Raw genomic sequence first — 17,523 nt, 5'->3', positions numbered from 1 at the left:
GAAGGAAGCAAGTTCCGTCAGCGCATTTTCAAGATTGGCCGTCGGCCACTTGACGGCGAGGCTTATACTTGGAGATACCCGTTCAGCCATGACCCGAAATCGCGAGCCCAATGGCGTCGAGCCCGAGAAGTCGGAAGACGATATTCAGCGAGAGCAGCTCGGACCGCGCGGTGTGCCTGGCGCCCCCGATCCTGCGAGGATGACGCCTCAACGGGAGAAGAAGACGCCAAAGCACATCGATCCCGGACACACGGCATACTGCGAAGCGGGAAACGCTCGCGTTCGGGGCGAAGAACTCCCACGGCCTGCCCATCAGGCTAGTTCCCGAACGCGATCTGAACTCCCAGATTGGATTCAACCGATCCAGGAGTTCTGTCATGTCCGACCCGACCGCAGCTATTCTTCCGTCGCTATCCTCCGCTCTTGCCGATGTCGTCGCCCGGACAAAGTCTGCGATCGTCTCGGTGCATTCGCACCGCTCGCGGGCTTCGGGCTTCATCTGGAAACCCGGCCTGATCGTGACCGCTGATGAAGCGCTGGCCGATGAAGGTGAAGTCTCAGTCAAATTTGCCGACGGAACGATGCAGTCGGCCAAGATCGCAGGACGCGATCACACCACCGATATCGCGCTGCTGCGGCTTGACACCAAGAGCGATGCCGGTAGTACCGTCTCCAATATTGTTTCCGTCGCGCTCTCGTCTGCTGTTCCGGATCTGGGCTCGCTGATAGTCGTGGTTGCTGCCGAGCATGGCGTTCCTGCTGCGGCGCTCGGCGTTGTCTCGCTGATCGGGGGCCGCTGGCGCAGCCTTCGTGGCGGTGAGATCGATGCCAGGATCGAGCTCGACGTGCGGCTGCGCAGTAATCACGAGGGGGGACTTGCCGTCAGCGCTTCCGGCGAAGCGATTGGCATGGCAGTCCGAGGGGTGCGGCGCATTCTTGTGATTCCCGGCGCGACGATCGAGCGGATCGCGGGAAGGCTTGAAACCCACGGCCGGATTGCACGGGGCTATCTTGGGGTTGGATTGCAGCCGATCAAGCTCGACGATGGCGTCGGTGCGATGGTGATGAGTGTCGACAAGTCAGGTCCCGCGGCCGCCGCCGGTATCTTGCAAGGCGACGTGATCGTCGGCTGGAACAACGAGAAGCTGACCGGCGTACGCTCGCTGATGCAATCGCTTGGCCCGGACAGTATCGGAACGGTCGTCGACATTACGATTCGGCGCGCCGGCCAACCGGTGCAGGTTAAGCTCACGGTCGGCGAAAGGGCAGAAGCGTGAGCGAAGCGGCCTCACCGGTCATTGTGGTTGCTATCGAGATCGCCGATCCGGTGCTGGTGGACAGGCTCGCGTCGCTGCTCGGCGCCGTGTCCGGGCTTCGTCTGGCGGCGCCCGGAGAGGCAGCGACGGTCGCGCTCGTGTCACGGGACGCGCCGACGGTAGTCGACGCGCCCGATATCGATCTCACGCCACGCGAGCGCGACGTACTTGTCCTGATGGCCGAAGGCGCATCCAACAAAGCCATTGCGCGGCAGCTCGGAATATCCGTGCACACCGCCAAGTTCCACGTGGCTTCGCTGCTCGCCAAGCTCGATGCTACCGGCCGTACCGATGCGGTAGCGCACGCCGCGCGACTTGGTGTGATCAACCTGTAAATCTCCGCGCGTGCTCGACAGACAATCTCTCGTCTTATCCGCGGCCCCTGTTTGCGGCGTGGTCTTTCAACTGCTCGGTTTGGGACCATTTGCTGTCCTGGCCACGATCGCGCGAATGCTCGGCCTTGTCGCGGTTGGAAAGCACCGTGTTGTCGCCAATCAGGTCGTCCTGCACGTCTGTCATAGCGCCGGTCCCGGCGCCTTTGCCCTTCGCGCCAGGGCCGAGATGCTTGCCGTCTCCGTGTGCTCCACGTGTCATGATACTATCCCTCTGGCTTTTGAGGCTTGTGGCCCGACTGGCCCGGACGATTGTGCTTGTTGTGCTGGCTTTCCTGGTTGAGGCCGCCGCGGCTTACCGGAAATTCCGATTGGCGTGCTTCGCGCTTGATGGTTTTTGCACCACCAGTCTGTTGCGTGCGCGCGATCTCCTCCCCCATCTGTCTCGCGTCGGGGACATCAGGCCTCCTTTCAAGGATGCGCAATTGCTGCTCGTGCGTTTTCTTCCCCTGTAGCGGCATTCTGCGCGGGCCGCTGTCCCGATCGTTTTGCGGGGGTCCGCGGCGCCGATCGCGAACCTCCGCCTTGTCGATACCACCTTGCGGATTGGTATCGTTCTCGATGTCGCCCTCGAAAGTGTTAGCGCCCTCGAACTCCTCCAACTCGTCTGGCGTCACTCCTGCCATCGTCGTCCCCTTCGAGCCTCCGATCAGCGGGTTGCGAACAAGATCGACGTTGGTCGGTCTGTTCAGTTTCACGTGCTTGGTGCTCATGGCTTGACCTTTGAAGCGGGGTGGGTGCCGCCGCCCTTTCGTTCCGGCTCGTGAGTATGGTGGGTGTCATGCTCGCCTCCGCCGCCGGAAACCTGGCTGTGGCGGCGTTGCGGATCGTCAGCCGGCGGTTTCTTAACGTGCAGCGGCGCCTTGGCGTTCTCATGGGAAGCGCCCGGGCCGCCTTGGCGAATGCTCGCGGGCGTCTTGGTTGATGTCGACATGGTGCTCGCTCCTGGACTAGCGATCCTGCTGATAGCCCTGATGAGTCGTGTTTTGGGCGGTGTTGCCCTGTTGGCCCTGCTCACGGGGATTTTCAACGCGGCCGCGGCCCTTCCGAACTTCATGGGCATTGCCGGATTTGGGATCGCCGGTACCCTTGTGGCTTTGATTGTCCTGCGGCACGGGCGGAGGTCTGGTCATTGCTGGCTCCGGTTGGTGATTGCCTTTGTGCTGCAAGACAACGCCCGACGAACATCAGGGTTCTTGTCGATTTTCGGAACCGCGATCAGATGCCGCATCAGGCCGCCGATGAAACCCGGTTGTTACGGGGCCACAACGCCTGAACGTCTTCCGGAAGTGCGTGGCGCACCTTCTCGACCTGATTGGGGTCGACATGATGGTTCAGAACGCGGAACACCGCCTGGGCTGCATCTTTGGCATCGACCGGTTTTTGCGAACTTAGTTCTTCCGAGACGATGGAGAGAAACTCATCTGCCGATCGCCACGCCTTCGGCGTTTCACTCGGCCGCCATTGGTCGTAATAGGTGCCGCGCACCAATAGCGGAAGCTGCGCGCCCAAATGTGCGGCAAGATTAACTGGAACCCGGTCGCGGATGGTTCGCAACACCGAACCCAGAATATGCCATGCCAACTTGCGATCGCGCGGCAGCGTTGCCATCACTTCGTCCAACCACGTGTTGGTGATCTGGAGCGTTCTGTCGAATACTTCGAGACCTGTTGCGCTCATGGGAACTCTCCGTCAGTTCAATTGGAGATGACGGGCTAACGATGCTGGTACGGATCGGTTCGCAGCGCTGGAAGGTTTTACCGCCCATACGCGAGTTCATTCGGCCACCCGTATATGTCTCCTGGAATGCAGTTGCAGCGACAATCCAGAACGCCTTCAGGTAGCGTCGCTTGTTGCCGCGGGAATATTTCGGAACCGCTTCCACAAGCGCGCCAGATGTCCTAAGCAGCGGCCACAGCGATTTCCTCCCTTCAGGGCCCAATGATCCGTCTCGATAACGTCAGCAAGCAAGTCGGCCACCAGATCCTCTTCATCGAAGCCTCCGCAGCCCTTCAGAAGGGCGAGAAAATCGGCCTCGTCGGCCCGAACGGTGCGGGCAAGACCACGCTTTTCCGGATGATCTCCGGCCAGGAACTACCCGACGAGGGCCAGGTCTCGCTCGATCGAGGGATTACTATCGGCTATTTCAGCCAAGACGTCGGCGAGATGTCGGGCCGCAGCGCGGTCGCCGAGGTGATGGACGGCGCCGGGCCTGTCAGCGTCGTGGCAAACGAGCTCAGGGAGCTCGAGGCCGCGATGGCCGATCCGGATCGCGCCGACGAGATGGAAGATATCATCGCGCGCTACGGCGAGGTGCAGCACCGCTTCGAGGAGCTCGACGGCTACGCGCTTGACGGCCGGGCCCGCGAGGCGTTGTCGGGCTTAGGCTTCAGCCAGGAGATGATGGAGGGCGATGTCGGCGCGCTTTCCGGCGGCTGGAAGATGCGGGTCGCGTTGGCGCGTATCCTCTTGATGCGGCCTGACGTGATGCTGCTGGACGAGCCGAGCAACCATCTCGACCTGGAGAGCCTGATCTGGCTCGAGCAGTTCCTGAAGGGATACGAGGGCGCGCTGTTGATGACCTCGCATGACCGCGAGTTCATCAACCGCATCATCAATAAGGTCGTCGAGATCGACGGCGGCACGCTCACGACATATTCCGGCAATTACGAATTCTACGAGCAGCAGCGCGCGCTGAACGAAAAGCAGCAGCAGGCCCAGTTCGAGCGCCAGCAGGCGATGCTGGCGAAGGAGATCAAGTTCATCGAGCGCTTCAAGGCGCGCGCTTCGCATGCGGCGCAGGTGCAGAGCCGGGTGAAAAAGCTCGACAAGATCGAGCGCGTCGAGCCGCCGAAGCGCCGCCAGACGGTGGCGTTCGAGTTCATGCCGGCGCCGCGCTCGGGCGAGGACGTCGTCAGCCTGAAGAACGTCCACAAGGGCTATGGCAGCCGCACCATCTATCAGGGCCTCGATTTCATGATCCGCCGCAAGGAGCGGTGGTGCGTGATGGGCGTTAACGGCGCCGGCAAATCGACGCTGTTGAAGCTGGTGGCGGGCTCGGCCGAACCCGACGATGGCACGGTGGCGATCGGCGGCAGCGTCAAGCTGGGCTACTTTGCCCAGCACGCCATGGACCTGCTCGACGGTGAACGCACGGTGTTCGAATGGCTGGAAGATTCCTTTCCGCAGGCGGGACAAGGTTCGCTCCGCGCGCTCGCGGGCTGCTTTGGTTTCTCCGGCGACGACGTCGAGAAGAAGTGCCGCGTGCTCTCGGGCGGCGAGAAGGCGCGGCTGGTAATGGCAAAAATGCTCTACGATCCGCCGAATTTCCTGGTGCTGGACGAGCCGACCAACCATTTGGATCTCGCGACCAAGGAAATGCTGATCAATGCGCTGTCAGAGTTCGAGGGTACCATGCTGTTCGTGTCCCACGACCGGCATTTCCTGGCGGCGCTCTCCAACCGCGTGCTCGAGCTGACGCCGGAAGGCATCCACCAGTTTGGCGGCGGTTACACCGAATATGTCGCGCGCACTGGGCACGAGGCGCCGGGATTGCGGAGCTGAGACGACAGGCTTGTCACACCCGCTCGAACGTATCCGCGTTGGTGCTGATTGAACGCCACCAGTTTAGTTTTTCCTTCTTGCCGGGTGCACCTTCCGCCGACGCCCGGATCGCGCTGTCAACGACAACGAACCACATTGTTTCCATTTTTCCATCGCGCAGCAGGCCGGTGTAGGAGACCGCGGCATCTCCCGCCGCCGTTTCACCACCGGCGACAAAACTGATGCAATCGCCCTGATGGATACCGACGACGGGAATTTCCTGTCCGTAGAACCCGCTGTCTCTCAGCGCCGTTTTGAAGGTGCCGCTGATCCTGCGATTGGCGTCGTCGGTAATGTCGACAATGGAGCCGTATTGATTTCGCCATTTGCCTTTCCACGTCATGGGTGCATTCCCTTCCGCTAATGCCGGCCAAAACGACAGCAAGCGCGGGATGTTCCACTTCGCAGCGAGTCGGGTTCTCGGATTCCGCAAATCCACAAACGCTATTTGCGCGCGAGCGGGGCGATGGCCTGGATCTCATTGGTCCAGATGCCGCCGGAATAGTTTTTCGGCAACCGCGCGAACTGCTCCGGCGTATCGATGCCGGTCGAAAATTCGCCGCCTCGATATGGCCCGAGCACGAAGACTTCACTGTTGACGGCCGCCATGCGGTTCAGGAAACGGTCGGGCCAGCCCCAGAGCCATGGGGCGACGTTGATCGGCACCATCACCATCGCATTGTTGCAGGCCTGCGGAACGAGTCCGCTCCAGCCATAACCGATGTAGCCGACGAGGCAGCTCTTGATGGTCGAGCGCGAGATGGTTCGGACATCCGACAGGCGCCGGCGCACCATCTCGACCGGCTCATCGCCGCCATAGACCATGATCTGCACCCGGCGTTCGCTGGGAAGCTTGTTCAGCACGGCTGCCAGCTTCTCTCCCTCGGACGCGTCGCGGCTCTTGACGTTGATCAGGAGCCGCTGTTGCGGAAAGGCGGTCAGCACCTCGGCGAGTGTCGGCATCAGGCCGGTGCCCTTGCCGCGAAACGGAAAGCTCTTGCCTCCATCGGCTGTATAGCCATGGCCAACATCGAGCTTCTTCAAATAGGCCATGGAGTGTTCGCGCGTGACGCCGTGTCCGTTGGTGCGGCAATCCAGCGTCCAGTCATGAAACACCGCGAATTCACCGTCGGTCGTCGGGTGAACGTCGACCTCAACGATATCGGCGCCAGTGGCAAAACTGGCTCGCATCGATTCGATTGTGTTCTCCAGGTATTGATGCGTTGACGGCAGCATTCGCGCCGCCGTGCAGGTGTCGTTCTTCAGCTCGCGCTCGTTGAAGCGCTGGGCAATGCCGCGGTGCGCGAGCAGAACAGGCTTGCCCTCCTGATGGGCGGCGAGATGATTGGTGTTGTTGAGGTAGATGGCTGCGCCAAAGACGGCGATCGCCGCCGCCGCATACTTTAGTTTCTTGTTCAAGGCTCGCCCCTATGTAAGAGGCGCACTGGCTAGGCACAATTTCTGGTCGATTTGCGGCAGCGGATGCGGGGAGGCGCGGAACGCATGGCGCTGCGCATCGCGCGGCTTCTCGATTGCGAGCCGAATAGGGATTCGTCCGTTATGTCGGGTTCGCCGAGTGAGGAGCGAATTTACGCCGCACGCACCTCCGACAGGAAGCGGTTGACCTGCCCGGCGAGATCCTTGGACTGCGAGGACAACTGCTCGGCCGCGCCGAGCACCTGATTGGCGGCAGCGCCGGTGTCGTCGGCGGCCTTCTGAACGCCCGTGATGTTGGAATTGACTTCCTGGGTGCCGCGCGCGGCTTCCTGCACACTGCGGGAGATTTCCTTGGTCGCGGAGCCCTGTTCCTCGATCGCGGCGGCGATCGCGGTTCCGATCTGGTCGATCTCGGCGATCACGTTGGCGACGTTCTGGATCGCTGTCACCGTCTGGTCGCTTGCCGCCTGAATGGACGCGATCTGCTCGGAGATTTCGGTGGTCGCCTTGGCAGTCTGGCCGGCCAGCGATTTGACTTCGGAAGCGACGACCGCAAAGCCGCGGCCGGCATCGCCGGCGCGCGCGGCTTCGATGGTGGCGTTCAGCGCCAAGAGGTTGGTCTGCGCGGCAATGCTTTGGATCAGCGTCACGACGTCGCCGATCTTCTGCGCGCCCTCGGCGAGCGAGCGGGCGGTCTCGCCGGTGCGCCGCGCATTATCGACAGCGCGGGCGGCGATTTCGGTCGATTGCGCAACCTGGCGGCCGATCTCGGAGATCGAGGAGGTCAATTCTTCGGTGGCGCTCGCAACCGTCTGCACGTTGGCCGAGGTCTGCTCGGAAGCGGCGGCAACGATCGCTGCCTGGCGGTTGGTGGCGGTCGCTGTCGACGACATCGACTGCGCGGTGTCTTCCATGACGGACGAGGCGGCCGAAAGTCCGCCCACGAGTTCGGTGACCTTGGCTTCGAACGCGCGGGTGAGTTCGTCGAGCACCTGGGCGCGGCGCATCTTGCCGTCATTCTCCGCGGCCTTTTCGGCCGCAAGACGTTCCGCCTCGATCATGTTGTCCTTGAAGACGCGCACGGCTGACGCCATCGCGCCGATCTCGTCGCCGCGGCCGGCGCCGGCGATTTCACCTGAAACGTCGCCGCTGGCCAGCCGCGACATGGTGGCGGTGAGGTCGACGATCGGCCCGCAGACGCGGCGACGCACCATCACGATCAGCGTGGCGCTGGCGGCGACAACCGCGATCAGGCCTGCGAGCGCGATCAGGAAGCTGAAGCGCGCGGAGGAATAGGCGGTGCCGAGGATGTGCTCGGCGTTGTCGTAGAAGGCGTTGCGGACGTCGACGACGGCGCCGAGGCCCTTCTGGGATTCGGCGTAGAAGAAATCGACATCGTGCTCGTATTTGCCTGATGCGGCGCCTTCCTTGACGAGTTTCAGTTCGTTACCGAAACGACCGACATAGGCTTCGTTCATCTTTTCCAGCGCCGCGGCCACGTTGGGCGGCGTCGCCGGGTTGCCGCGCAACTCCTGTAGCGACATCAGGATCTGGTCAGCGCGGCCTTGAGAGCGGGAATATTCCATCTTTTCGGCTTCGGTGGCGGCGCGTTTGGCGCCAACGAGATTCTTGTGAATGCTGGCGTTGTAACCACCGACGTCGCGCAGGTTCCAGGCGATGTTGGCATAGACGGCCTGCCGGTAGGCATCGCCGTCGAGCTGCGCCATGCGGCGCACCTGCTCGTCGAGCAGCTTGGTGACGGCGGCGTTGAACACGGCATTGTCGGCGACGATCTTTCTGGCGGCATCCTTGCGCGCTTCGGCCGGGCCATCGATCGCCTTGTCGATGGCGTCGCGCAGGGCGTTGAATTTCACGTTCAGCTCGTCGATGCCGGTGCCGATCGCTGCGGCATCGTCGAGCCCGCCGGACAGGTTCTTGCGGACCGCGTTCATCTTGTCGCGCGCGGCGTCGGTGTTCTTGCGAAGTTTTTCGTTGAGTTCTTTCCGGATCGCCGGATCGACCGCGGGCGGGCCGTACAGGATGTTGGTCGAGAAGCCGCGCTCGGAGTTCATGTAGCGCGGGATGTCGCCGACGGCGCGCACCACCTCCAGCCGGCTCTGCGCGACCGAGACCTTGTCCATGGTCTGGTACTTCGAAACCGCCACATAGACGGCGAGCCCGCCGCCGACGGTGGAAAGCGAAACGATGGCAGCGGTGAGGAGGGTACCGATTTTCATGAATTTTAGGCCATTTGCGCTGGTACGGATGTGCGGACCACCAGTATAGGTGGTGCAAATTAATCCAGGGTTTACGGTCGCGCGTGTCACACCGGCCCGTTCCAGTTGGTCTTGGTGATGGCGCGTGGCCGCGGCCTTAGAGACGGAGGAGAGAGGAAATGAAGATCGTCATCATCGGCGGTACAGGTCTGATCGGTTCGAAATTGGCCCCGTTGCTCGCCTCGCGCGGTCACGAGGTGCTGCAGGCGTCTCCGAGCAGGGGCGTCAATGCCGTGACCGGCGAGGGGCTGCAACCGGCGCTCATGGGCGCCGACATTGTCGTCGATGTCTCGAATTCGCCCTCGTTCGAGGACGAGGCGGTGCTGCACTTCTTCGAGACTGGAACGCGCAACCTGATCGCGGCAGCTAAACAGGCCGGTGTGCGGCACTGCATTGCGCTGTCGATCGTCGGTACCGACCGACTTGAGAGCAGCGGGTATTTGCGCGCGAAGCTGGCGCAGGAGCGGCTGATCGAAAATTCCGGGCTGGCCTACACGATCCTGCGCGCCACCCAGTTCTTCGAGTTCGTCGGCGCGATCGCGGATTCCGGGCGCAGGGATGGCGAGGTCCACGTTTCCAGCCAGTTGATGCAGCCGTTGTTGTCCGACGAGGTCGCGGAAGCGCTGGCCGACGTGACGCTTGGAGAGCCCGCCAATGGCATACGCGAGGTCGCCGGTCCCGAAGCGGCGCCGCTTGCGGATTTCGTCGGCCGCTGGCTCCGCAAGCAGGGCGATGCCAGCAAGATCGTGGCGGGTGCGGACGTGCCGTATTTCGGCGCGCCACTCGCGTTGCGCACGCTGGTGCCGGACGACGGCGCACGCATCATGCCGACGCGTTTCGATGATTGGCTGGGTGGGGCTGTCAAAACGGCCTGAGCTGCCCGAGGTTATCATTTCCACGAAGGCGGCGTGTTGAGTACGCCGCGCTCCATCCACGTCATTGCGAGCCAACGGGTCGCGCGAATGCGCGCCTGATGATAGGCTCCGCAAAGCAATCCATCTTGCGCATGAAGTGACAATGGATTTGCTTCCGCCTTCGCTCTTCGAGCTACGGCGGACAAGTCGCTGCGCTCGCAATGACGGGGAGATAGCGACGCCCGCCACTGTCATCCCCGCGCAGGCGGGGATCCAGTACGCCGCGGCTTTTCGGTTCAATCACTGGCGTCTCTGGAATACTGGATCACCCGCTTTCCGCCTTCGCTCGTTGAGCTTCGGCGCACAAGTCGCGGGTGATGTGGCTGAATATCGAGCGGCCTTCCCGCGGCGGTTTGCACCGGAGGTCTGGCCGCATCAGTCACCAGCTAAGCACTCAGCGCGTTTCCTCGGCCGCGTTCTTCGATGCGGATTTCGGCTGCGGCGCCTTCGAACCCGTTTCCTGACAGGGCAGTTGTGTCCATGAGCCGTCGGCCGCCTGCTGATAGGCATGGCAGGAGGCGGGCGCTTCGCTCGTCTTTGCCGGTTGGGAATTCGTGTTGGAGTTCGTGTTAGAGTTCCTGGCGAGCGTCGGCGCTGCCAAAGTGAGGAGGGCGGCCGCCGAACCGAAGAAGATCGCTTGCCCTAACCGCATGGGAAATTCTCCTTTTCTCGAAGAGATGCCTTTTTCCTAAAAAGGATTGTGGAATTTTTTGGGAATGCTGATGGACGTACCGGCATTTGCTTAACGTTCCGCAAACGCCTGACGGCCGCCGACGCCCCGCAGCGCAGGACGGATTCTGTTCTTGAGCGCAGGAACCAGTTTCTTCGACCGTGCGTTGGCTTGGCATCATGCCGAAGGCACGGCCTCCATGCGTCGGGAAAAGTCTCTCTTCAATGCACTGCTCACCCATTTCCTGATGGGCGTGGCACTTGGACTATCGCTGGTCCTGTTGCTCGGCCTCATCGATGCCTTCCATGTCAGGGACCTCGTCGCCAAGAGCGACGCACCTGTTCAGACCACGGTGATGCTGGTGACGACCTACGGGCTCATGTTCGGCATCGGCGCGGCGCTGACCGGTTTGGTGCTGACGCTGGAAGACGAGAGCTGAGGTCGGACGGGCCGCCCGATCAGCGGCGCAGGCGGGCGATCGTGCCGGCGGTGATCTGCATGGCGACGCCGACCACCCATCCGGCCATGATCATCCAAATCCATGCCACATGCGGATCGTGGCGGAGCACGATGACGCCGACACAGGCGAACGCCGAGAACGCAGCGAGGAAGGTCCCGAGCGCGCCGAGCAGTTCCGGGGTGTCCACTTTGCCGACCCAGGCGTCATCGGTGGGCTGGCCATTCGATACGGTGACGGGCCGGGGCGGCGTATCGATGCCGAGATAAAAGCCGAGGGCGCCACCGATCATCATCAGCAGCAGGAAAGCCTGATTGGTGAGTGCGGCGTGGCTCGTTCCCACCAGAGCCGCCACAAACAACCCGCTTGCCGCGCCAGCCATGGCAAGCCCAAGGCGTTCCAGGACATGGGCGACTTTCCGAACGCGGGTTTGCATGACAGTGAGCCCGCCGGTTATGGAAGGGAGCTTAGGACGGTTTCAGGCAAGGTGGAAGCAACTTAGCGATGCAGATGGCGCGCCGAATTGATACAGCGCAAGATGCGGTCGGTCTGTAGAATTGGCTATGCCTGCTTCGATGGGAGACACGAACATGAGCCTGTTGGGTATGCCATTCGATCCTGCGCGCGAGGCGGCGCTCGTCACCGGCGCAGGCAACGGGATCGGCCGCGCGATCGCGCAGGCGCTGGTGGGCGAGGGCGTCCGTACCGTGTTTGCCGATGTGAACCGGGACACGGTCACGGCGGCAGCCAAAGCGTCGCCGCGGCCGGAACTGGCGGTACCCTGGGTCGGCGATCTTGCCGATCCCGCGGCGCGCGAGGCGCTGCTGGCGCAAGCCGCGTCTGCCGTCGGGCGCGTAACGCATTTCGTGCACAGCGCCTCGCCGCCGCGGCGCGAAGCCGATCATTTGCTCGGCGTCACCACGGAGATTTGGGCGCAGATGCACGCGGTGAATCTGGACGCCGGATTCCACCTCTCGCGCGAACTGGCGCGAAAGCTGATCGCTGACAAAACGCCCGGCTCGTTCCTGCTGCTGACCTCGCTGCACGCCGGCACGCCGCGAAACCTGCCGCATTACTCGACGGCGAAGGCGGGGCTTTCGATGCTGGTGAAGGAATTGGCCAAGACGTTCGGCCGCTTCAACATTCGCGTCAACGCGCTGGTGCCGGGCGCGATTGCGGCCGGCGGCTTCGTCGCCGATCCCGCGCTCGCAAGACACATTCCGCTCGGCCGGCTCGGTCAGGCCGATGATCTTGCGCCGCTAGCGCTGGCGGTGCTGTCGAACCGGATATCGGCCTATGTCACGGGCGCGGCGATCGTGGTTGATGGCGGGTTGTCGCTGACCAACTGGTTCGAGCCGCCGGAATTGGGAGATTTGTAATTCGTTGGGCGTAGCCCGGGTGGAGCGCAGCGTAACCCGGGATCAGCCCATCCGGTTGCGAGACCGTTCCCGGATTGCGCTTTGCTCCATCCGGGCTACGCAAATACTAAATGGCGCCGCCTTGATGCTTCGCGTGCCATTTCGGGCCGGGGCCGCGCATGTAGTGCAACTCGGGGCGATAAGGGTTGCGGGCGATGTCGATCAGCCCGAGCCATCGCGCGGCGATCAGATTCAGATATCGGAGAAGCGGTTGCATGGCCAGCATGGCGACCCCTTAATGCGGCTCGCCGAGCACGGACGAAAACGGCAGGGCGAAGATTTCGTCGTCGAGATCGTCGCTCGCATGCAGCGTCCAGTCGCGCCAGTCTTCCGGACCCTGCGCCGTGATCAGCGACTGCACGACGCGGGCGGCATGGTCGCGCGCCTCGGCCAGATTTCCGACGGCAATGCCACGCTGATCGATGCGTATGCCTTCGGAATTGGAGCAGTGGAAATAGACTTGTGCCATGTCCGACTCCCGCGTTGCGATTCACGCTGAAAAAAATAGCAGGCGAAGGAGCGACTTGATATTCGGGGAGATTGCGGACGGGATAATACGGGAGGTATCGCGACCACAGGTGGAACCGGCCAGTCAACTTGTCTGAAAATTATCGGTCATAGCGCGAGGAACGGGACTTTCGGTTCGGCCGTTTTCATCAGGAAGCCGCCACGATTGAATCGCTGCGGCGAGAACTGATGCAACCCCGGGAGAGCGACATGATGTCGGAAATGCAGATCCACACGATTGCACGCCAGATGATGGAGAAGCACGGCCTCACCGCGATCGCGCAAGCCGCACACAATGCGCAGGCTTGCGAGAGCAAGGGCGATACCGAGGAAGCCAGGGAGTGGCGTCATATCGAAGACGCCATGAAGCTGATGCGAGGGCCGCATCAGAGCTAGCGGATCCATCGCGGATGCGGCGCGGCCAGCGCGCAGCATCCGCGACACCCCATTACTTACCGTAGCGGCATCGGCGGGCGGACCACCGGCTCGCCGTCATCAGCCATGGTTTGCTGCGGCGATGCGGGCGGCAGCGGCGCGGTGCCAGCGGCTGGCGGCGGAGGAGGAACATAGGCGGCTTGAGCCGGTGGATAGTAAGCCGGCTTCGGCTTCCGGACCGGCGCGACGGGCGCATTCGCGGTTCGGGGCGGCGGCGGCGCGGCTGTTACCCTCGGGCGAAAATTCTGTTCGGGTCGGATCTCAGCGGCCCTTGCTTCCGAAGCTTTCATTTCGCCAGCCTTGGCAAATTCCCGCGCCATTTGCGCCTGGCTTGCCTTGAGCTGCGCGATGGTGGCTTTGAGCTCCTCGACCTGCTGGCCCATCGCGGCGAGATCCTGCGCCATCGATTGCAACTGGGTCGATTCCGCGGAGGGAGCGGCAGCGGCGGTCGCGGCGGGTTCGGATTGAGCCGGTGCTGCCGTTGCCGCCGGCTCCGCTGCGGCCTGATCTGTTGCGGCGGCGGGTGCGGCCGGCGGTTGCTCGGCGACGGCGGGCTTGGCCGCCGAAGGCAAGGCTGCCAGCACGAAGGGCGGCGCCCACTCGGCAGCCATCGCCTTGGCCTGATCGCCATAATGCTGCCAGCCGGCGGCAGCAATGGCGCCGACAAGGGCCAACAGCGCCATCACCGCGCGCTTCACCCAAATGGCTACTGGCCGCTCGCCGGCGAGTTTTAGGCCATCCAGCTTGATCTCCTCGCCCGGCCTGATGTTGTCGACCTCGACATCACGCATCTGGACATCGCGCAGGTCGGTGGCGCGAAACGTCGGTTCGACCTGCGGGGTCGGCGCGCTGACCGAAATCGCGGGCGCGACGTGAATCTGCGGCTTGGCCGCGGCTTGCACTTGCGGTGTTGCGGCGGCTTGGACTTGCGGCGTTGCCGCGACTTCAACTTGCGGCGCGACATGAACCTGCGGCGCTGCCGGATGGACTTGCGGCGCTACGGGAGGGGTGGCCGGATCGTGGGCCAGCGGCGGCGCCTTGTGGGCGTGCGCGGCCAGCACCGTTTCGATCGCAAAAACGTCGTGCGGATCAGCCTCTTTCAGTGTCGGCGTGGATTGCATTGGCGGTCCCTTACTCAGTCCAATGTCGCCCGGATAGGGGCGGCGAGCTTGCTCTGCTGTGTGGAAAACCTCTGCCCAGGCCGCCACACGGCCAGCGAGGTTTGACTAAAGCAAGGCGATCTCGTGGTGAGGTTGGGGCCGCGGTTGCCCCCCGCGGGCTGGAACCCGCCCCGTGAGATCATCGACAGAGTAGGAGCCTGGCGTACGCGCCTGCTTCGATGCGCTTGGCCAACTCGATGGCGCCGGCAGGGCCGTGCTGGACGGCGGTTGTCCCGCGATGATCTGGGAGGGGAAGAGCGATCCCGCACACGACCGCCGAAAGTTATTCGCCGATGCCAACGGTCTGCGCTTCCTGTCAACGGCCGGCGATTACCTCGGAATGGTGTTCGGCCATGGCGCCGAAAGCGCGAAAGGCATACGGAGGTTTCTGGACCTGGCGCAGAACGCGTCGGGTGCGCGGTCGGCCGCGCCTTAGGGGATAGCGCCTGCGGTGCCTGCCCGATGCCTGGCGTGCCACTTTGGACCGGGGCCGCGCATATAATGCCGCTCGGGACGATAACGATCGCAGGCGCGTTCGATCAGGCGGTGCCAACGCGTCATGATCGCATCCAGGCGGCGAAGCAGCACGGCAGCCTCTCAGTGCAGCTTGCCGAGCACGAAGGCGAAGGGCAGAACGAAGATCTCATCGTCAAGATCATCGCTGACATGTACGACCCATTCGCGCCAGTCTTCGGCGTCGCGCCCCATGATCATCGAGCGGACGATGCAGGCGGCGCGGTCGCGCGCTTCGGCGAGGTCGCTGACGGCTTCGCCGGATCGATCAATCCGGACTTCGCGGGAGTTTGAGCAGTGGAAATAGACCTGGGTCATATTGGCCTCCTGTTGCAGGCGATCTGCATTGTTGGTTGCAGGATAGCCGGACAAGGTTCTGGCACTCTGTGATTGAGATCACGGTCGCTGCTTAAGATTTTATTAAGACTGCAGTGGTCAAACTTTAGGCATGGAATCGCAGCGGAACCGGACCTTCCGAGCCGGCAGTTGCAAGAGAAGGCCGGCGGCGTAACGCCCGCCGGCCTTTTCTCTTTGCGACCTGCAGCAAATCGCCGCCGATATTCACGGCGCTGTGAATTCGCGTCCGGAACCAGCATCTTACCTCGCCCGTTCGCTCTTCATGTTCACATGGAGGATGAGCGATGACGAAACTGACACTGCTCGGCGCGGCCGCCATCCTGGCGATGGGGCTCGCGACGCCTGCGCTGTCGCAGGAAGCTACCCAGGAGCCCGGCATGATCGGGTTCAACTACCCGAACTCCGATTATCTGCTCGGCGGATACGGCGTGCGCACGCCGAGCCGCTATGACTACAGCTACTACTACGGGCCTCGCGCTTATTACGGCCCGCGCGTGTACTATCGCCCGGGCTATGTCGCCGGACCGGTCGGTTTGGCTGCCGGCGTAGCCGCCGGAACCGCAGCCGCGATCGCGGGTGCGCCGTTCGTCGATTCATATGCCTATTATGACGAGCCCGGTTATTGGTAGAGCCGGAGTAGCAACAACAAAAAAGCGGCCGCAAGGCCGCTTTTTTGTTGGCTGCTTGGCCCTTCATCGGGTGGCTGCGGCGTAGGACGACAGCAGCGCGAGGAAGATGATCGTGTTCAGCACGGTCGCGCAAAGGACGAGCGCGAGGCAAGGTCATCCTCAATCTATGCGGCAATCCGGAAAGATGCAGCTTTGTCCGGACATTATCAGGGGTCAATGAAGCTCGATCTTAGGTGTCGCGGGCGGACTCCAGGTTCATTCGAGGCGGCTCGGCCTTGCATGAGAAAGGCCCGCATGGTTCCAGTGTCATCATCCTCCAATGTCTTGAAGTTTGAGGTCTCATGAGCAACCGCATTCTCGTCCTTTACGGCTCCTACCGTTCCGACCGCATGGGCATTCGTCTTGCGCAGTTCGTCGTCGAGGGGTTTCGTGCGCGCGGCGATGATGTCGAACTGATCGACGCCAAGGTGATCGGCCTGCCGATGCTGGACCGGATGTACAAGGAATATCCGAAAGGCGGCGCGCCCGCGGCACTCGAAGAACTTGCCGGAAAGATCCGCAGTGCCGACGGTTTTGTGTTTGTAACGGGCGAATATAATTGGGGTATGCAGCCGGGGCTCAAAAATCTCACCGATCATTTTCTGGAAGAATGGTTCTGGCGGCCGGCGGCGATCGCGAGCTATTCGGCCGGCCGCTTCTCCGGCGCACGCGCCGCGCTTGCCTGGCACGGCACCCTTTCGGAAATGGGCATGGTGGTGATTTCGAGCTCGGTCGCGGTCGGGCCGATCGCGCAGACGCTAAGCGAAGATGGCAAGCCGATGGGCGAGGGCGGCAAGGCACTCGAACACGCGTTTCCGCGCTTTGCCGATGATCTCGTGTGGTGGATGGAAGCGGCACGGGCGCAGCGGGAGCGCAAGAAGCCGCCATACTGAGAGGCGCCTCGAATGAAGCGCAATGTTGGCGAAAACGCACCCACTTTTCGCCACGGCTGGACAGCAGATTGCGAATTGTCTGCCATCTCCCGCCTTTCTTGAGCTGCCGCAGGCAGCTCGTCCAATTGCTTCATGCACGGGTAGAATTGATGTCGCCAACGAAAGCGCGCTGCGGCCTGCTTGTTCTTGCGTTAATGGCCACGCTCTCCGGCCCGGCTGTCGCGCAGAATCTCGATCAGGGCAAACCGGCGTCGAAACTGTTTGCCGAAGGTTGCGCATCTTGTCATCGCAGCCCGCGCGGGCTCGCCAAGGGCCGCTTTCATCTGACGCTCTATCTGTTCCTGCAAAAGCACTATTCCAGCGGCGCGAGCTCGGCCTGGGCGCTGACCTCCTATCTGGAATCCATCGATAGCGGAAAGCGCGTCGCGGCGAAGCCACAGGCAGCGTCAGCCGCGTCGCGATCGTCGATGCGTCCGCCGGCGCCAGTACCGGCGCGATAGGCCGCGC

The 17,523-nt window shown here is 62.7% G+C and carries 24 protein-coding genes; 10 read left to right on the top strand and 14 right to left on the bottom strand.

Annotated features, from left to right (window positions below):
- The first annotated feature begins 377 nt into the window (after window positions 1-377).
- Window positions 378-1,277 carry a S1C family serine protease gene (locus IVA95_RS16755; protein ID WP_247511468.1) on the top strand — a complete coding sequence of 300 codons (900 nt, stop codon included), beginning with the start codon at window positions 378-380 and terminating at the stop codon, window positions 1,275-1,277.
- Entirely contained in the window at window positions 1,274-1,651 is a 378-nt protein-coding gene (locus tag IVA95_RS16750; protein WP_247511467.1) for a helix-turn-helix transcriptional regulator, read from the top strand. The genes IVA95_RS16755 and IVA95_RS16750 overlap by 4 nt, the downstream gene beginning before the upstream one ends.
- Window positions 1,652-1,685: 34 nt before the next feature.
- Here the strand turns inward: IVA95_RS16750 and IVA95_RS16745 are convergent, their stop codons facing one another.
- The 5 genes from IVA95_RS16745 to IVA95_RS16725 form a co-directional block, all read right to left on the bottom strand.
- Window positions 1,686-1,910, bottom strand: a complete 225-nt coding sequence (locus IVA95_RS16745) for a hypothetical protein (RefSeq protein WP_213247583.1) — start codon at window positions 1,908-1,910, stop codon at window positions 1,686-1,688.
- Between the two features lie 4 nt (window positions 1,911-1,914).
- Window positions 1,915-2,421 carry a hypothetical protein gene (locus IVA95_RS16740; protein ID WP_247511466.1) on the bottom strand — a complete coding sequence of 169 codons (507 nt, stop codon included), beginning with the start codon at window positions 2,419-2,421 and terminating at the stop codon, window positions 1,915-1,917.
- Window positions 2,418-2,642 (bottom strand): hypothetical protein, encoded by a 225-nt coding sequence (locus IVA95_RS16735; protein ID WP_247511465.1) that lies wholly within the window; start codon window positions 2,640-2,642, stop codon window positions 2,418-2,420. The genes IVA95_RS16740 and IVA95_RS16735 overlap by 4 nt, the downstream gene beginning before the upstream one ends.
- A 16-nt stretch (window positions 2,643-2,658) precedes the next feature.
- On the bottom strand, window positions 2,659-2,841 hold the full coding sequence (locus IVA95_RS16730) for a hypothetical protein (protein WP_247511464.1): 183 nt from the start codon (window positions 2,839-2,841) through the stop codon (window positions 2,659-2,661).
- 97 nt (window positions 2,842-2,938) lie between these two features.
- A complete protein-coding gene (locus tag IVA95_RS16725; protein WP_247511463.1) occupies window positions 2,939-3,388 on the bottom strand; it encodes a DUF2267 domain-containing protein in 450 nt (149 codons plus the stop codon).
- 261 nt (window positions 3,389-3,649) lie between these two features.
- Between IVA95_RS16725 and IVA95_RS16720 the strand changes: the two genes are divergently transcribed.
- Entirely contained in the window at window positions 3,650-5,272 is a 1,623-nt protein-coding gene (locus tag IVA95_RS16720) for an ABC-F family ATP-binding cassette domain-containing protein (RefSeq protein WP_247511462.1), read from the top strand.
- A 13-nt stretch (window positions 5,273-5,285) separates the two neighbouring features.
- On the opposite strand, the gene IVA95_RS16715 is transcribed toward IVA95_RS16720, so the two are convergent.
- The 3 genes from IVA95_RS16715 to IVA95_RS16705 form a co-directional block, all read right to left on the bottom strand.
- Entirely contained in the window at window positions 5,286-5,654 is a 369-nt protein-coding gene (locus IVA95_RS16715; RefSeq protein ID WP_247511461.1) for an avidin/streptavidin family protein, read from the bottom strand.
- Between the two features lie 101 nt (window positions 5,655-5,755).
- Window positions 5,756-6,730 carry a glycerophosphodiester phosphodiesterase family protein gene (locus IVA95_RS16710; RefSeq protein ID WP_247511460.1) on the bottom strand — a complete coding sequence of 325 codons (975 nt, stop codon included), beginning with the start codon at window positions 6,728-6,730 and terminating at the stop codon, window positions 5,756-5,758.
- A gap of 170 nt (window positions 6,731-6,900) precedes the next feature.
- A complete protein-coding gene (locus IVA95_RS16705) occupies window positions 6,901-8,985 on the bottom strand; it encodes a HAMP domain-containing methyl-accepting chemotaxis protein (RefSeq protein WP_247511459.1) in 2,085 nt (694 codons plus the stop codon).
- A gap of 158 nt (window positions 8,986-9,143) precedes the next feature.
- Here IVA95_RS16705 and IVA95_RS16700 point away from each other — a divergent pair, with 158 nt between their 5' ends.
- A complete protein-coding gene (locus IVA95_RS16700) occupies window positions 9,144-9,899 on the top strand; it encodes an NAD(P)H-binding protein (protein WP_247511458.1) in 756 nt (251 codons plus the stop codon).
- Window positions 9,900-10,332: 433 nt separating this feature from the next.
- Here IVA95_RS16700 and IVA95_RS16695 read toward each other — a convergent pair whose 3' ends face one another.
- Window positions 10,333-10,590, bottom strand: coding sequence for a hypothetical protein (locus IVA95_RS16695; RefSeq protein WP_247511457.1), 258 nt, complete (start codon window positions 10,588-10,590; stop codon window positions 10,333-10,335).
- 151 nt (window positions 10,591-10,741) lie between these two features.
- On the opposite strand from IVA95_RS16695, the gene IVA95_RS16690 reads away from it, so the two are divergent.
- On the top strand, window positions 10,742-11,047 hold the full coding sequence (locus tag IVA95_RS16690) for a hypothetical protein (RefSeq protein ID WP_247511456.1): 306 nt from the start codon (window positions 10,742-10,744) through the stop codon (window positions 11,045-11,047).
- A gap of 19 nt (window positions 11,048-11,066) precedes the next feature.
- Here the strand turns inward: IVA95_RS16690 and IVA95_RS16685 are convergent, their stop codons facing one another.
- Entirely contained in the window at window positions 11,067-11,501 is a 435-nt protein-coding gene (locus IVA95_RS16685; protein ID WP_247511455.1) for a hypothetical protein, read from the bottom strand.
- A gap of 154 nt (window positions 11,502-11,655) precedes the next feature.
- On the opposite strand from IVA95_RS16685, the gene IVA95_RS16680 reads away from it, so the two are divergent.
- The gene (locus IVA95_RS16680) at window positions 11,656-12,444 is read left to right on the top strand and encodes an SDR family oxidoreductase (RefSeq protein ID WP_247511454.1); all 789 of its coding nucleotides are present in this window, start codon (window positions 11,656-11,658) and stop codon (window positions 12,442-12,444) included.
- Between the two features lie 106 nt (window positions 12,445-12,550).
- Here the strand turns inward: IVA95_RS16680 and IVA95_RS16675 are convergent, their stop codons facing one another.
- Both IVA95_RS16675 and IVA95_RS16670 read right to left on the bottom strand, forming a co-directional pair.
- On the bottom strand, window positions 12,551-12,709 hold the full coding sequence (locus IVA95_RS16675) for a hypothetical protein (protein WP_213247558.1): 159 nt from the start codon (window positions 12,707-12,709) through the stop codon (window positions 12,551-12,553).
- Between the two features lie 9 nt (window positions 12,710-12,718).
- Window positions 12,719-12,952: a hypothetical protein gene (locus tag IVA95_RS16670; RefSeq protein WP_247511453.1), complete on the bottom strand. Its 234-nt coding sequence runs from the start codon at window positions 12,950-12,952 to the stop codon at window positions 12,719-12,721.
- Window positions 12,953-13,200: 248 nt separating this feature from the next.
- On the opposite strand from IVA95_RS16670, the gene IVA95_RS16665 reads away from it, so the two are divergent.
- Window positions 13,201-13,386, top strand: a complete 186-nt coding sequence (locus tag IVA95_RS16665; RefSeq protein WP_213247554.1) for a hypothetical protein — start codon at window positions 13,201-13,203, stop codon at window positions 13,384-13,386.
- Between the two features lie 56 nt (window positions 13,387-13,442).
- Here IVA95_RS16665 and IVA95_RS16660 read toward each other — a convergent pair whose 3' ends face one another.
- A complete protein-coding gene (locus tag IVA95_RS16660) occupies window positions 13,443-14,546 on the bottom strand; it encodes a hypothetical protein (RefSeq protein WP_247511452.1) in 1,104 nt (367 codons plus the stop codon).
- A 636-nt stretch (window positions 14,547-15,182) separates the two neighbouring features.
- Window positions 15,183-15,416: a hypothetical protein gene (locus tag IVA95_RS16655; RefSeq protein WP_247511451.1), complete on the bottom strand. Its 234-nt coding sequence runs from the start codon at window positions 15,414-15,416 to the stop codon at window positions 15,183-15,185.
- A gap of 323 nt (window positions 15,417-15,739) precedes the next feature.
- Between IVA95_RS16655 and IVA95_RS16650 the strand changes: the two genes are divergently transcribed.
- The 3 genes from IVA95_RS16650 to IVA95_RS16640 all read left to right on the top strand — a co-directional run bounded on the left by IVA95_RS16650 (window position 15,740) and on the right by IVA95_RS16640 (window position 17,516).
- Window positions 15,740-16,084, top strand: a complete 345-nt coding sequence (locus IVA95_RS16650; RefSeq protein WP_247511450.1) for a hypothetical protein — start codon at window positions 15,740-15,742, stop codon at window positions 16,082-16,084.
- Between the two features lie 341 nt (window positions 16,085-16,425).
- Window positions 16,426-17,016 carry an NAD(P)H-dependent oxidoreductase gene (locus tag IVA95_RS16645; protein WP_247511449.1) on the top strand — a complete coding sequence of 197 codons (591 nt, stop codon included), beginning with the start codon at window positions 16,426-16,428 and terminating at the stop codon, window positions 17,014-17,016.
- Between the two features lie 149 nt (window positions 17,017-17,165).
- Entirely contained in the window at window positions 17,166-17,516 is a 351-nt protein-coding gene (locus tag IVA95_RS16640) for a hypothetical protein (protein WP_247511448.1), read from the top strand.
- The last annotated feature ends 7 nt before the right edge of the window (window positions 17,517-17,523 follow it).

This window comes from Bradyrhizobium sp. 157, from assembly GCF_023073815.1.
In the GTDB taxonomy this organism is placed as follows: Bacteria; Pseudomonadota; Alphaproteobacteria; order Rhizobiales; family Xanthobacteraceae; genus Bradyrhizobium.
The sequence above is the reverse complement of the archived record's forward strand: the minus strand, read 5'-3'. Positions and strand labels throughout refer to the sequence as shown.